Annotated in this window: 15 protein-coding genes; 9 read left to right on the top strand and 6 right to left on the bottom strand. The window is 46.3% G+C overall.

The features are described 5' to 3' along the window. Positions 1–207 precede the first annotated feature (207 nt). The 7 genes from AC1VYS_RS15785 to AC1VYS_RS15755 all read left to right on the top strand — a co-directional run bounded on the left by AC1VYS_RS15785 (position 208) and on the right by AC1VYS_RS15755 (position 5,745). On the top strand, positions 208–1,419 hold the full coding sequence (locus AC1VYS_RS15785) for a GTP-binding protein (protein WP_482910489.1): 1,212 nt from the start codon (positions 208–210) through the stop codon (positions 1,417–1,419). 82 nt (positions 1,420–1,501) lie between these two features. Continuing rightward, positions 1,502–1,651, top strand: a complete 150-nt coding sequence (gene rpmG, locus AC1VYS_RS15780) for a 50S ribosomal protein L33 (RefSeq protein ID WP_036613813.1) — start codon at positions 1,502–1,504, stop codon at positions 1,649–1,651. A 55-nt stretch (positions 1,652–1,706) separates the two neighbouring features. Next, the gene (locus AC1VYS_RS15775) at positions 1,707–2,414 is read left to right on the top strand and encodes a metal ABC transporter ATP-binding protein (RefSeq protein WP_482910488.1); all 708 of its coding nucleotides are present in this window, start codon (positions 1,707–1,709) and stop codon (positions 2,412–2,414) included. Next, complete coding sequence (locus AC1VYS_RS15770; protein WP_482910487.1) at positions 2,360–3,238, top strand: metal ABC transporter permease; 879 nt, start codon at positions 2,360–2,362, stop codon at positions 3,236–3,238. Before AC1VYS_RS15775 ends, AC1VYS_RS15770 begins: the two co-directional genes overlap by 55 nt. A 23-nt stretch (positions 3,239–3,261) precedes the next feature. After that, positions 3,262–4,341: a metal ABC transporter substrate-binding protein gene (locus AC1VYS_RS15765; protein WP_482910486.1), complete on the top strand. Its 1,080-nt coding sequence runs from the start codon at positions 3,262–3,264 to the stop codon at positions 4,339–4,341. 163 nt (positions 4,342–4,504) lie between these two features. Further along, positions 4,505–4,996 carry a hypothetical protein gene (locus AC1VYS_RS15760; protein WP_482910485.1) on the top strand — a complete coding sequence of 164 codons (492 nt, stop codon included), beginning with the start codon at positions 4,505–4,507 and terminating at the stop codon, positions 4,994–4,996. Between the two features lie 41 nt (positions 4,997–5,037). Further along, the gene (locus tag AC1VYS_RS15755; RefSeq protein WP_482910484.1) at positions 5,038–5,745 is read left to right on the top strand and encodes a M50 family metallopeptidase; all 708 of its coding nucleotides are present in this window, start codon (positions 5,038–5,040) and stop codon (positions 5,743–5,745) included. Positions 5,746–5,885: 140 nt separating this feature from the next. On the opposite strand, the gene AC1VYS_RS15750 is transcribed toward AC1VYS_RS15755, so the two are convergent. The 5 genes from AC1VYS_RS15750 to AC1VYS_RS15730 form a co-directional block, all read right to left on the bottom strand. After that, positions 5,886–6,257, bottom strand: coding sequence for a DUF4363 family protein (locus AC1VYS_RS15750; protein ID WP_482910483.1), 372 nt, complete (start codon positions 6,255–6,257; stop codon positions 5,886–5,888). A gap of 102 nt (positions 6,258–6,359) precedes the next feature. After that, the gene (locus AC1VYS_RS15745; RefSeq protein ID WP_482934383.1) at positions 6,360–7,094 is read right to left on the bottom strand and encodes a DUF421 domain-containing protein; all 735 of its coding nucleotides are present in this window, start codon (positions 7,092–7,094) and stop codon (positions 6,360–6,362) included. 168 nt (positions 7,095–7,262) lie between these two features. Next, positions 7,263–8,138, bottom strand: a complete 876-nt coding sequence (locus tag AC1VYS_RS15740) for an SDR family oxidoreductase (protein ID WP_482910481.1) — start codon at positions 8,136–8,138, stop codon at positions 7,263–7,265. Next, positions 8,135–9,202: a mannonate dehydratase gene (gene uxuA, locus AC1VYS_RS15735; protein ID WP_482910480.1), complete on the bottom strand. Its 1,068-nt coding sequence runs from the start codon at positions 9,200–9,202 to the stop codon at positions 8,135–8,137. Before uxuA ends, AC1VYS_RS15740 begins: the two co-directional genes overlap by 4 nt. Before the next feature lie 69 nt (positions 9,203–9,271). Beyond that, a complete protein-coding gene (locus AC1VYS_RS15730) occupies positions 9,272–9,946 on the bottom strand; it encodes a GntR family transcriptional regulator (RefSeq protein ID WP_482915020.1) in 675 nt (224 codons plus the stop codon). A gap of 282 nt (positions 9,947–10,228) precedes the next feature. Here AC1VYS_RS15730 and AC1VYS_RS15725 point away from each other — a divergent pair, with 282 nt between their 5' ends. Continuing rightward, on the top strand, positions 10,229–10,531 hold the full coding sequence (locus tag AC1VYS_RS15725) for an ArsR/SmtB family transcription factor (RefSeq protein WP_482915019.1): 303 nt from the start codon (positions 10,229–10,231) through the stop codon (positions 10,529–10,531). A 241-nt stretch (positions 10,532–10,772) separates the two neighbouring features. Next, positions 10,773–12,173 carry an aldehyde dehydrogenase gene (locus AC1VYS_RS15720; protein WP_482910479.1) on the top strand — a complete coding sequence of 467 codons (1,401 nt, stop codon included), beginning with the start codon at positions 10,773–10,775 and terminating at the stop codon, positions 12,171–12,173. Positions 12,174–12,304: 131 nt separating this feature from the next. Here AC1VYS_RS15720 and AC1VYS_RS15715 read toward each other — a convergent pair whose 3' ends face one another. Continuing rightward, complete coding sequence (locus tag AC1VYS_RS15715; RefSeq protein WP_482910478.1) at positions 12,305–13,216, bottom strand: helix-turn-helix domain-containing protein; 912 nt, start codon at positions 13,214–13,216, stop codon at positions 12,305–12,307. Positions 13,217–13,356: the final 140 nt, after the last annotated feature.

Raw genomic sequence — 13,356 nt, 5'->3', positions numbered from 1 at the left:
GCTCGTTAACAAGTGCCAGTTGACAAGCGAAGGAGCAGTAAGGTATAGTTCTTCATGTATATTTAATCGTAATAATTACGATTAAATATATCGCCCAAATAAGCACATTATCTAAGTACACCATCCATCATCCCTATTTCTATCTCAACATCCCGAAAGCTTTGATGGATCACTTAAATTCACCCATAAGAAGTGGAGGAACCTATGATGTCAGTAACAGATCAACAACAACAAATTCACAATCGAGTACCGGTTACGGTTCTTAGCGGTTATCTTGGAGCGGGTAAAACCACCTTGCTAAACCACGTGCTTCATAATCGAGAGGGCATGCGTGTGGCTGTCATCGTAAACGATCTGAGTGAAGTCAATATTGATGCAGGGTTGATTCGGGACGGAGGCGGTTTATCCCGGATCGATGAGAAGCTCGTGGAGATGTCAAACGGGTGCATCTGCTGCACACTTCGTGAAGATTTGCTGAAAGAGGTGGAGCGGCTTGCGCTGGATGGCTCGTTTGACTACATATTAATTGAATCCACAGGCATTGGTGAACCGGTTCCGGTGGCACAGACCTTTACGTACATTGATGAGGAACTCTGCATTGATCTGACCCAATTCACTCGTTTGGACACAATGGTAACGGTGGTGGATGCTGCTCAGTTTTGGCGTGACTTCTATTCGAAAGAGACGCTTAAAGATCGCGGACAGGAAGCAGGAGAAGATGACGTGCGGGGCATTGTGCATTTGCTGACCGACCAGGTTGAATTTTGCGATGTTCTTGTGCTAAACAAATGTGATCTGGTGTCCGAAGAAGAGCTATCCAAGCTGGAAAAAGCACTGCATGCGATGCAGCCAGAGGCCAAGTTGGTTCGCACGACGCATGGGCAGATTGATCCGAGAGAGATTTTGAACACAGGACGGTTTGATTTTGAAAAAGCAAGCCAGTCCGCGGGCTGGATCCGCGAATTAATGAAAGAGGAGCATACGCCTGAGACCGAGGAATACGGTATTCATTCGTTTGTATACCACCGCAAACGGCCATTCCATCCCGAGCGCCTGCTGCGCTGGATTGCCAAGTGGCCTGACAGTATCGTTCGATCCAAAGGCTTGATGTGGATGGCTACTCGTAACCATATGGCTATTTCGTTTAGTCATGCGGGTACGTCCAAACAGCTTGCACCTGCTGGAATATGGGTAGGAGCGATGAGTGAGGAGGAGCGTCAGCTTCATTTTGGTGACACGCTTCCAGCTATTCCGGATTGGGATGAAGAGTGGGGTGACCGGGTTACCAAGCTGGTATTTATCGGGATTGATATGGATCGTGCATCCATTGAACGAACATTGGACGAGACATTGCTTACAGATGAAGAGATGCACATGAATTGGCGCGAGCTGAAAGATCCTTTTCCACAGTGGAGCTAAGATAAGAAGTTGACAAAATAAAAGGCATAGGATACTATCAATAAATAGTAATAATTACGAATAAACAAGAGGAGGCAACACCATGAGAGTCATTGTAACTTTAGCCTGCACGGAGTGCGGAGATCGCAACTATACAACAACGAAGAACAAGCGTAACCATCCAGAACGTCTGGAGATGAAAAAGTATTCACCTCGTTTGAAGAAGATGACAATCCACCGGGAAACACGCTAAAAAATTTTGATTTTTATAAATCGTAATATTTACGAAAAAAGAAAGAGGTAACACCATGATTTTATCTTCCATGCGTGATGTCGTTTTTGGATATGGCAAAGAGGCGGTCATCGATCAGCTGTCGCTGGATATTCATGTGGGCGAATTTGTCGGCATCACGGGGCCGAATGGCTCTGCGAAGACTACGATGCTGAAACTGCTGCTGGGGCTTTTGAAGCCCTGGAGCGGTTCGGTACATATGAATAGACAGCAGCTCCGAGGCAAAAAATTGGAGATCGGTTATGTGCCGCAGCAAGTTGCCTCGTTTAATAGTGGCTTTCCCAGCACTGTCATCGAACTGGTGCGATCCGGTTGTTATCATAAGCTGGGCCTTTTTCGGAGATTCACTTCGGACAAAGAAGCGATTGTTGAACGAAGCCTGCGTGAGGTTGGCATGTGGGAATACCGCAACGCACGCGTAGGAGAGCTTTCGGGTGGACAGAAGCAGCGAATCTGTATCGCACGAGCCTTGGCTGGACAGCCTCAAGTTCTTGTGCTGGATGAACCCACCACCGGTATGGATCGGCGCAGCAGAGAAGGTTTTTATGACTTGATGCGTCACTATGCAGATGTTCATGGTCTTACCATCATTATGGTTACACATGGTCTGGAAGAGGTGGCTAGCCGGCTTGATCGAACGATCACCTTGGAGCGACAAGAAAGTGAGGAATGGCAGTGTTTGAGTACGAATTCATGCAACGTGCTTTCTGGGCAGGAGGACTAATTGGGATTATTGCACCCATTCTGGGTGTATATCTGATGCTTAGGCGGCAGGTGCTGATGGCGGACACACTTTCTCACGTTTCGCTTGCAGGGGTTGCTCTGGGTTCCGTCATGAACCTGAATCCGGTTCTGAGCGGTTTCGCTGTTGCGATTATTGGTGCACTCCTGGTGGAGCAGCTAAGGCGAAGTTATCGCACATACAGTGAGGTGCCTGTTGCGATCATTATGACCTCAGGTCTGGCTCTGGCTGTTGTGTTAATGAGTCTGAAAATGAATCTGTCCAAAACCTTCAGTTCTTATCTGTTTGGTTCTATCGTCGCTGTGAGTAATATCCAGCTGTGGATGATGGTAGCGGTATGTTTGATCGGATTGACTTTTTTTATCGTTCTGCGAAGACCGTTGTACAATTTAACATTTGATGAAGAGACGGCCTCTATTGGGGGCGTTCAGGTTAAAGGTTTATCCTTTGCTTTTGCGATACTAACCGGAATGACCGTGGCCTCTGCGATGCCAATCGTAGGTGTACTGCTTGTCTCTGCATTAATCGTATTACCGGCGGCATTAGCTTTGAGAGTTGCGCGCAGTTTTGCCGCAGCCATTGTTATTGCTATCATTACAGGTTTGACGGGCATTTTTAGCGGGCTCACCGCTTCGTATCAGTGGAATACACCTCCGGGAGGTACGATTGCTCTCATCCTTTTACTTTTCCTGTTGACTGGAATATCGGCTCAAAAGCTGATTTCACTATACAACCGTAAACGTCATCGCGCAGTAAAACAACAGCAGACAGCAACGTTATATATTCATTCGAAAAGTAACACATAAAGATGAAATGGGGAAATTATACGATGAAATTTGGCAAAACTACCGCGCTGGGACTTATTTTCAGTTTGGCACTTGTTGCAACAGGCTGCGGCCAAAAAACAACAACCTCCAATCCGGATCAGGCCGCAGCTGCATCAACTCCCGCGACTGCAGAACAAAAATTGAATGTAGAGGTCAGCTTTTATCCGATGTATGACTTTACCAAAAACGTAGCGGGTGATCTGGCCAATGTACATACCCTTATTCCGCCAGCTATGGAGCCCCATGACTGGGAACCAACACCTCAGGACATCGCGAGCATTGAAAAAGCAGATGTTCTGGTCTACAACGGGGCAGGCATGGAGTCCTGGATGGATCAGGTCAAAGACAGCCTAAGCAATAGCAAACTTGTACAGGTGGAAGCCAGTCAAGGGATTAGCATTCGTGAAGGTGGAGAAGAAGAAGAACATGACCACGATCACGCGGACAAAGCAACAACGACCGAAGAGCATGATCATGCAGATGATGCTACTGCAAAAGAAGGTCATGACCATGACGATGCTTCCGCGGCAGGCGAAGAACATGACCACGATCATGGCGGACTTGATCCTCATGTATGGTTATCCCCGGCACTGGCTATCAAAGAAGTGCGTAACATTGAAGCAGGACTTGCCAAAGCCGCACCTCAACATGCAGATCAGTTCAAGCAGAACGCCGATGCATATATCGCCAAGCTGGAAGCACTGGATCAGGACTTCAAATCGGCTGTGAAGGACAGCAAACGGAAGGACTTCATTACACAACACGCGGCTTTTGCATATCTGGCAGCGGAGTATGGTTTGCAGCAGGTTCCGATTGCGGGATTGTCTCCTGAGCAGGAACCATCCGCAGCGCAGATGGCGTCGGTTATTGATTTTGCCAAGGAACACAAGGTAAAAACAATCTTTTTCGAAACCCTTGTTTCATCCAAAGTATCCGAGACCATTGCACAAGAGATTGGTGCCAAGACAGCCGTGTTAAATCCCATCGAAGGTCTGACCGAAGATGAGATTAAGGCAGGCAAAGATTACATCAGTGTGATGAGAGAGAATCTGGAAGCATTGAAGCTGGCATTGAACGAGTAGCAACGATGATTGTCATTTGATGCTTTTCACCGAAAAAGGTACAATATAACAACATGCTGAGGAATGAATGTGACCTATTCCTTTGCCTTTTGCGAAGCAGAGAGCACAGTGATGTGCTCTCTTTCGTTTGAGTTGATCGGATATGCAGACCGGGAGGAACAAGATGAATTTATATGAAGGAAATGAAGAACAGGAAGTGCTGTTAAGTGAACAGCCTACCCGTCTGTGGAGAAGACGGAAACAGGAACTCCTGCACTGGACAGAACGGGACAAACGAACCGTGTCACCCAAACGGACGGCGATATGGAATGGGGTAGAAGTCGATACAGAACTGGTTCGGACACTGAGCCTGCTGCAGGAAGTAGGGGTGCAGACCGAGTTTTCATGTGCCGGGGTCAGTCCGCTGGATGAACCTGTCGATCATTCACTATATGCGTACGTGACGCTTATCCACAGTAAAGCCGCGGAGCAATTTGTGAACGATGCCATTCTACGTATGCGAAATCGCCTTCTGGTTACTTTTGAGCAAGGGCGGGGGCGATATGATCTATCTTCTTTTTTCATTGGACACAATCGAAGTTTCTGCTGGTGGATTGAGCAGTGCGCGCTTGATTTTAAAAGACGAAACGAAGTAGGTAAGCCTGACGTAATATAATGGATAGGCTCGCGACTTGAAGGCAAGGAGGTCTGAACAGATTGAACAAGTGGCTCAAAACGATACTTTTTCTTATGGCCTCTGTATTTCTAACCCGGTTTATCCCGTTCTCGTCCTTGTTTCGTAATTTGGATACGATGATTCATGAATTCGCTCATGCGCTAATGACACTGGTTTTGTCTGGTAAAGTGCTGCGCATTGAATTATACGCGGATCATAGCGGTGTAACGTATTCGTCAATGTTGACATCGGGAAGAGCGATTTTGGTTTCGCTGGCAGGGTACATTGGTGCATCGCTTTTTGCATGGCTGCTGTTTTACTTGTACCGTAAAGGTCGGCACACGTGGGGCCTGGGGATCATGACGGCTGTTGCCCTTGTGTCGCTGCTTTTATATGTCAGAGGTGAATTCGGTATGTTGTGGTTGACCGGATTTATCGCGTTGAATGTGGTTATTATGATATTTGGTGTAAAGATCGCCAAGTATTACTACCTGCTGCTGGCCTTTATTACGCTGGAGGAGTCGGTGGTCAGTGCGATGTATATCGGTTGGGCATCCTGGACTCGTCCATCTCAGGCCGGGGATGCAGCCAATCTGGCACAGCAGACGTTCATGCCAGCGCTGTTCTGGGGAACGTTGTTTGCATTGTTTGCCTTATGGTGCGCAAAAGGTGCGCTCGCACTTTTCTTCCGCAAAGAAGGCACGGCAAGTTCATCCAAGCCAAGATCCCGTGGGTTTAACAGAGCATAGATCCTCTTGTAGATACGGAGCCAGTGTGAAGGAGGAATAAGGAGCACTTTCTTTTCTCAAAAAGGGGTGCTTTTTATTTTTTTTTATATAGTCTGCACCGATTTCTATCTCTGATGTAGCTACTTTTAGATAGATGGTAGTTAGTCACCAAGGTTGTCCCATAACGCATAGAAGTAATAGATCTCCTCCATGATCGCCTGATCATCTTTTGCGACAATACCACCCTGAATGCGTGCAAGTGCACCCAGAATATCGTAGATACTTTCACGCTCCACACTGTATTGAATACGGTTAACGATCCGATCCCAAGCTTGCATGGCATACTCGACCTGGGCTTTGGCGTGTGTCCACTGTTTGTCCTGAACTTGCTTCTCTAATTTCTCGATGGATTCAAGTAATCTGTCCTGTGTGCCAAATGGCTTTTTCAGCAAAGGACCGCTGACCATGATCGCAATGAACAGCAGCAGCATGATGATGGGTATGGTGTAGAGTAGCCATTTATGCTTTTTCATTTCAGAACCTCCTGTGACAAGTCTGACCAGATTGTTTTTCAATAAATTTAACTAAAGATTTATTTCTACAGGGAACCCTCCGTCACGGACATGCTTCAGAGATTATTTATGGTCATGTTGATCCTGATCTGCGCTCGCTCCGTTTTCTGATAACCGATCCTTATACAAATCGATGTATAACTGGTCATTCGGTAAAATAGCTGCAAATGCAATATCTTGAATCTTCAGATTTTGATTTTTCAATTGCTCGGTTAACCAGCGGCTGTCCTTATTCCGTTCCGCCAGTTTTTCTTTCATTAATACACCGTCGATAATTAGCTCGGTCATGAGTTTCTGAGGTGTTGGATGTATATGCATATCCTTTGCGGTTACGGGTTGATTCTCCGGTTTCAACGCAATAGATAAGGTGCCATCCGGTTCCAAAATGCCATAATCAACCGTGGTCAGGTCAAATACATCTTTTTGCCGCAGCATCATGGTGAGTTCGTCGAACTTCACACGCATTTGATTCAGATTTTGCTCCAGAATTTTACCGTTTTGAATGACCAGGGTGGGGTCAGAGTCCATGATTTGGGAAAAGGCTCGGCTTTTCAGCGTAATGTATTGAAAAATGATGGTGATCAAGGTGAAGATGGTTAACGCGACAAAATGAATCCACGCTTTGGACGACAAGTCCGTGGCAAACGTCCCTGCAATAGAGCCAATCGTAATACCATTTATATAATCAAAATAGGTCAGGTTGCCCATCTGTTGTTTCCCTAGTACTCTCGTATAGACAATTAGGGTTAGAAAAGCGATAATCGCTCGAACGGCAACAACCGTAGTTTCCTCCATCATATACGTCTCACCATCCTTTACACCCACAATCCTTGCCCACAACGTTCCAACTTATTCCTTACTGGCTTAAACGTCAAATTAACGCAAAAAACCGAAGCCCGCGAGTATATCACGAAGTTCGGTTTGATTGTAAATCCAGTCAAGACAATTGATATTCCAAAAAGAAGGCTACACGCCGGAATAAGCCATGAATCCGCCGTCTACAGGCACAACAATGCCGGTTACGAAACCTGATTGATGCTCATCTGCCAGCCACATTAATGTACCGAGTAGATCCTCAGGTTTACCAAAACGGCGCATTGGGGTGTGCGCAATAATTTTGCTGGAGCGCTCTGTTGGTGATCCGTCTGGCTTCAATAGCAAGTTGCGGTTCTGCTCGGTCAGGAAAAAGCCTGGCGCGATCGCATTGACTCGAATCCCAGATTCCGCCAGATGCACCGCGAGCCACTGCGTAAAATTGTTAATGGCAGCCTTGGCCGCACTATACGCAGGTACTTTGGTCATGGGAGAGGGGGCGCTCATGGACGATATATTGATGACCGTAGCCGGTACATCGCGTTCAATCATGTGTTTGGCAAAAATTTGAGTCGGGATGAGGGAACCGACAAAATTCAGATCCATGACCTGTCGAAAGCCCTCTACACTGACATCAAAAAAGGTGGTTACATCCGGATTACCCAAATCCTCCGGTTTAAAAATTTCATTCGTTGTATTGGCACTGGCGTTGTTACCGCCTGCACCGTTAATCAATATGTCACAAGGGCCGAGTTGCTCGCGCACGATATCTGCTGCCGCCTGTACACTTTCGGCCTGGGTAACATCACATGCAACGGCAATGGCACGACCTCCGGCTTTTTCAATTGCGGATGCAACCTCTTGACCTTTGGATACCGTCCGGTTCAGGATAGCCACATTGGCGCCGTGTCTTGCGAGTTCTTCAGCCATGGAGCGGCATAATACGCCTGCCCCTCCGGTAATCACGGCTGTTTTGCCCTGAAGGCGAGAAGTACGTTCCAGATTCAGATTCGAACTGTGTTCGCTCATGCGTTAGCCCTCCTTTGAAGTGAATCCCAGACACCCCAGAGATACATAATACCGAGTGCGCGATCATATAGCCCGTAACCTGGTCGGCATTCTTCTCCCCACAAATGCCGTCCGTGGTCAGGCCGCGCGTACCCTTCATAACCAATATGATGATAGGCTTCTACAACCCCTGCGATATCTACGCTTCCGTCCTGACTCCGGTGAGAAGTTTCGATAAAGTCGCCATTCTCATAGACCTTCACATTACGGATGTGGGCAAATGGTATCCGATCTCCGAATTCATGAATCATACCGATGATATCATTGTCCGGGTTCGCCCCCAGAGAGCCGCTGCACAGGGTCACGCTATTCGCCGGACTATCGTACAGATTCAGATATCTGCGCACATTGTCTTGATTGATAATAATCTTAGGTAATCCAAAGATCGGCCATGGCGGATCATCCGGATGGATAGCCATTCGAATGCCAAGCCGCTCGGCGGCAGGGATGATCTCTTGCAGGAAGTAACGTGCATTATCCCACATATCTTCCTCACTCACATCTTTGTAGGCTTCGAACAAGCCTGTCAAGTACTGCAGTCGTTCCGGTTCCCAACCCGGCATCGTCAGGGTGGAGTTTTCATTAATTTTGCGAACCAGTTCAAGTGGCTCTATGTTCTCAATTTTGCTGGCCTCATAGAAGAGAGCTGTTGATCCGTCCTCCATTTCTTTGTGCAGGTCGGTACGCAGCCAATCGAAGATCGGCATGAAATTATAACAGATTACCTTGACACCTACTTGGGCAAGTTTCTCCATGGTTTTAATGTAATTGCTAATATACTTGTCCCGGGAAGGCAGGCCAAGCTTGATATCTTCATGAATATTAACACTTTCTACGACATCCAGATGCAGCCCGGCTTTGTCCGCAGCTGCCTTGACAGCAAGTATTTTGTCCATCGGCCACTCGTCGCCTGCAGGAACATCATGCAATGCCCATACAATGCCTTCGACGCCGGGGATTTGCCGGATCTGATCCAGCGATACCGTGTCATTGCCTTCGCCAAACCAGCGAAAAACCATCTTCATCCCATTCACCTCATCCTAATTAATGGAAGCAACAGTATGCATTACGATGTGAAAGCAGTAATTCCTAACTTATTGAAAATAGGAAGGATATGTACTCCGCAGAACCGCCAGATCCGTTACAGTCAGATTCAAATGATCCTGCATCAGACGTTCTGCTTTCTCTGCATCTTGCTGCCGAATTGCCTGAACCATGGATCGGTGTTGCTCAATCAAGTGATCCCAATGATGATCCGAAGACAGACGAAGCATCCGGCTTCGGTTTAAGTGCACATTCATCTGCTGGATCACGGTCCAGGTATTGCTTTTATTACAGCCTGCAAAAAGAGTGCTATGGAACTCCTCATCCAGTTGAAACATGCGCCCATCATCCGGTTCGTTCTGGCATTGCTGCTGCTGTGTAAGATTATGTTCAAGGGCAGACATCTGCTCCTCTGGAAAGTGTGCACAAGCTAGACGAATGACAGCCCGTTCAAGCTGCTCGCGCATAAATCTGGCTTCTTCGACCAGATCAACTTGAATGAGGGAGACATACGTACCACGCTGCGGATACACTTCCAACAGACCCTCCTGAGCCAAACGGACAAAACTTTCGCGCACAGGAGTCCGGCTAATCTGAAAATCCAGGGCGATTTCTTTCTCCGAAATGGCTGTGCCTGGAGGCAACTGCAGACTCAAAATCTGTCGTTTCAGTGTGTCATACACCAAATCTCGTGTCGAATAGGATTGCTTGTTCAGCGCAGACATATGACTCGATAAGGGCGATAAACCGGCTTTGGATGATAACTTGGGGGTATGATCCACAACTTCAACTCCTTCATTGCCATACTACCATACAAGTATGGTAGATTGGAAGCGTTTTATCTTAATGAATTTTCATGTTTTGAGCTGTTTGGCTTGAGATTTGAGATATAAGGAAGTATAATTCATTATATAGGTTTAAATGTTTAAACAAATAAAAATAACGGCTATTAATTCGTAGAATGATACCGACCATAGAAAATGCAGAATAATAATCGAGGTGTATTTATGGGGCAGAAGGCCATAACCATTTTCCAAACATGTATCCCGCTGTTTCAAGTTCTGAGTGACAATCATCGTCAATCCATTTTGCTCATGTTGAGTGAGAAAGGCCATATGACAGTGAATGAGATTACGGAACATTCCAGCCTGTCTCGTCCAGCGATATCGCATCATTTGAAGTTGCTTCTGGAGAAAGGGTTCATCACCGTCGAACAGAAGGGCACACAGCGTTATTACTCAGCTTCGCTGAATGCTTCCGTCGACCTGCTAAAACAGCTTGTCGCTGCACTTGAAGAGGAGTGCCTATAAATTAAGTGGCTGATTCAGTGATTGGATTAGGTTGCCGATGCTATCACAAAGAAGGCCCATTTAAGAAAACGAATGTAAGCTGTCGATCAAATTATTGACTTAAAGTACTGACCTAAAGTAGGTTACAACCGATCTAGGACAACAACAAGAAAAAGCTTAACATGCTACGGCATGTAACTTATAAGTTCGTCGGTTTAAACCTTTCATCAATAATCTTTTTCAACGAAGGAGTATGAGCATTATGACTACAATTCAGGAATTAACGCATGGAGATGTACACGCAATTCTGGAGAAGCAGCATGCATTTTTTCGTTCTGGTGCCACGCGTCCAGCGGAAGTGCGAATAGAGCGTTTAAGACGTTTAAAACAGGCCATTCAGAAACATGAACCCAGACTCACCGAGGCACTGTATCAAGACTTGGGCAAAAGTGAATTTGAATCCTACACGACAGAGATTGGATTTATGCTCGATAGCATCACACACACAATGCGCCAAATTAAAAAGTGGGTGAAGCCAGTCAAGGTCAAAACACAAGTGGCGCTTCTCGGCTCCAAAAGTTATATCATCCCTGAGCCCTACGGTGCGGTTCTCATTATTGGGCCGTTCAATTATCCTTTTCAGCTCCTTATTGAACCCCTGGTTGGCGCGATAGCTGCAGGCAATACAGCAGTGCTCAAAGCGTCAGAGAATACACCTGCCGTATCAGCTGTTGTGCGGGAAGTGATCAGTGAAGTATTCGAGCCGGAATATGTACAAGTGGTTGAAGGAGCCAAAGATACAACGACAGCGCTTATTCATTCGGCATTTGATTACATCTTTTTTACGGGTAGTGTGCCTGTGGGTAAAATCGTGATGGAGGCCGCAGCCAAAAACCTTGTCCCTGTTACGCTGGAGCTTGGAGGGAAAAGTCCTGTCATCGTGGATGAGCAGGCGGATATTCAAATTGCGGCCGAACGTATTATTTGGGGCAAACTGCTGAACACAGGGCAAACCTGCATTGCGCCCGATTATCTGCTGGTACATGAACGAGTGAAACAACCTCTAATAGAAGCGATGAAAATGACAATTGTGAACTTCTTTGGAACGGATATTCAGCACAATAAGGATTACGGTCGCATCGTGAACAAGTCACACTTTAAACGACTGACTGCGCTTATTGAGCGAGATCGGGATCAGGTTATCTATGGAGGGGCTTCCGATGAAGAGGATCGCTTTATTGAACCGACCTTAATTGACGCGGAATCGTGGAATGCAGCTACGATGGAGGATGAGATTTTTGGACCTATATTGCCGATTATCAGTTATAGTCACCTAGATGAAGCTATTGAAGGAATCGTTAAACGTCCAAAACCGCTCGCCTTGTATCTTTTCACATCCGACGCAGTGGTTCAGGATAGAGTATTGAACGAGGTTTCTTTCGGCGGAGGATGCATTAACGATACAATTACTCATGTCGCCAACCCGAGATTGCCGTTTGGAGGTGTAGGTCATTCCGGAATGGGTTCGTACCATGGACGATACAGCTTGGAAACCTTTTCCCATATGAAAAGTGTTTTGAAAAAAAGCACCAGACTTAATCCGGATATATTGTATCCGCCTTACAATAACAAATTGAAGCTGATCAAGCGTTTGCTGAAGTAATATCTGTAACATTAAACGTTCTGAAACCTGACTACGGATTAATGCGAAGTTTCAAATAAACGGAAAATGGATATCCGTAACTATCCAACTAAGTAATCAAGCATGAAATGAAAACAGCCTGTTGCTGGACATTACTCCAGAACAGGCTGTTCCTGTCTATAACGGGAAGGCGACATCCCGGACCACCGCTTGAATTGACGGCTGAAATGGGCAATATCCTTATACCCGAGCATGACTGCGATATTTTGCACGGAGAGCTGTGGATTTCCTAACAGAACTTTGGCCTCATGCAGCACCATTTGAGATAAAACGGTACGAGGGGACTGCCCGAATACTTGTTTGAACACGCGATTGCAATGCGAAGTACTGATACCAAGTTCTGCGGCGATATCATCGATCCCATAGTGGCTGTCGGATTGATCACCTTGTTTGAATTGCTGGCTCATTAGCCCTTGTAGGCGAGTACGAATCTGATGTGCCAGTTCAATCCGTTCGTATCCATCCGTAAACATCTGTGCGGCTTCTTGAGAAACGGTCTCCCACAGATGCCCGAATAGTTCAAACACCGCTGATTGCAGTTGCATACGCTGTACCATGGCACTGGCGGACTGGTGGTGAGCAGAGGACAATAGTTTGTGCAGCACCGGTTCAATCTGCTGCGTCACTGGACTGTCAGCACTGAATAAAACCTGTTTGATTCGAGCCAGAAGGGAGAGAAACAACTGATCGTCGATGTCAAAATGCATACAAAAATAAGTGAAACCCTCTCCGTTTCGACTTTGACTCGAATGTACGCTTCCCGGAGGGATCAGCAGCAGTTCGCCAGCGTTTTGTACGTATAAAGTACCGTTTATCATCATATACTGCACACCCTCTGTTACATAATTCAGTTCATATTGAGGGTGTTCGTGCGCCGGATAGTCCCAGTCGGTTCCAACACTACGTAGATGGATCGCGAACAGGTTCACAGTGGTTTGCACATCTGGGTAAAAAACTTCATGCACACTTTCGCCCAGATCGGGAGGTAAATACGTGGAAGACATTCGAATTCCTCCTTATGTCGGTTCATGTTTATGTACATATTCAGAATAATTGACTTACAATTTAAAGAGTGTAACCGCTCTATATTTTATCATACATCAGCTTGATTTGGGTAAATATTCGATTGATTTGTTCATGGTCT

The sequence above is a fragment of the Paenibacillus sp. G34 genome, assembly GCF_056856875.1.
Note: the sequence above shows the minus strand (reverse complement) of the source record. Positions and strands in the feature narration are given on the sequence as shown.

Coding starts and splice junctions, on each gene's coding strand:
- AC1VYS_RS15785 (WP_482910489.1), top strand. CDS start 208: ATGTCAGTAACAGATCAACAACAACAAATTCACAATCGAGTACCGGTT.
- rpmG (WP_036613813.1), top strand. CDS start 1,502: ATGAGAGTCATTGTAACTTTAGCCTGCACGGAGTGCGGAGATCGCAAC.
- AC1VYS_RS15775 (WP_482910488.1), top strand. CDS start 1,707: ATGATTTTATCTTCCATGCGTGATGTCGTTTTTGGATATGGCAAAGAG.
- AC1VYS_RS15770 (WP_482910487.1), top strand. CDS start 2,360: ATGGCAGTGTTTGAGTACGAATTCATGCAACGTGCTTTCTGGGCAGGA.
- AC1VYS_RS15765 (WP_482910486.1), top strand. CDS start 3,262: ATGAAATTTGGCAAAACTACCGCGCTGGGACTTATTTTCAGTTTGGCA.
- AC1VYS_RS15760 (WP_482910485.1), top strand. CDS start 4,505: ATGAATTTATATGAAGGAAATGAAGAACAGGAAGTGCTGTTAAGTGAA.
- AC1VYS_RS15750 (WP_482910483.1), bottom strand. CDS start 6,257: ATGAAAAAGCATAAATGGCTACTCTACACCATACCCATCATCATGCTG.
- AC1VYS_RS15745 (WP_482934383.1), bottom strand. CDS start 7,094: ATGATGGAGGAAACTACGGTTGTTGCCGTTCGAGCGATTATCGCTTTT.
- AC1VYS_RS15740 (WP_482910481.1), bottom strand. CDS start 8,138: ATGAGCGAACACAGTTCGAATCTGAATCTGGAACGTACTTCTCGCCTT.
- uxuA (WP_482910480.1), bottom strand. CDS start 9,202: ATGAAGATGGTTTTTCGCTGGTTTGGCGAAGGCAATGACACGGTATCG.
- AC1VYS_RS15730 (WP_482915020.1), bottom strand. CDS start 9,946: ATGTCTGCGCTGAACAAGCAATCCTATTCGACACGAGATTTGGTGTAT.
- AC1VYS_RS15725 (WP_482915019.1), top strand. CDS start 10,229: ATGGGGCAGAAGGCCATAACCATTTTCCAAACATGTATCCCGCTGTTT.
- AC1VYS_RS15720 (WP_482910479.1), top strand. CDS start 10,773: ATGACTACAATTCAGGAATTAACGCATGGAGATGTACACGCAATTCTG.
- AC1VYS_RS15715 (WP_482910478.1), bottom strand. CDS start 13,216: ATGTCTTCCACGTATTTACCTCCCGATCTGGGCGAAAGTGTGCATGAA.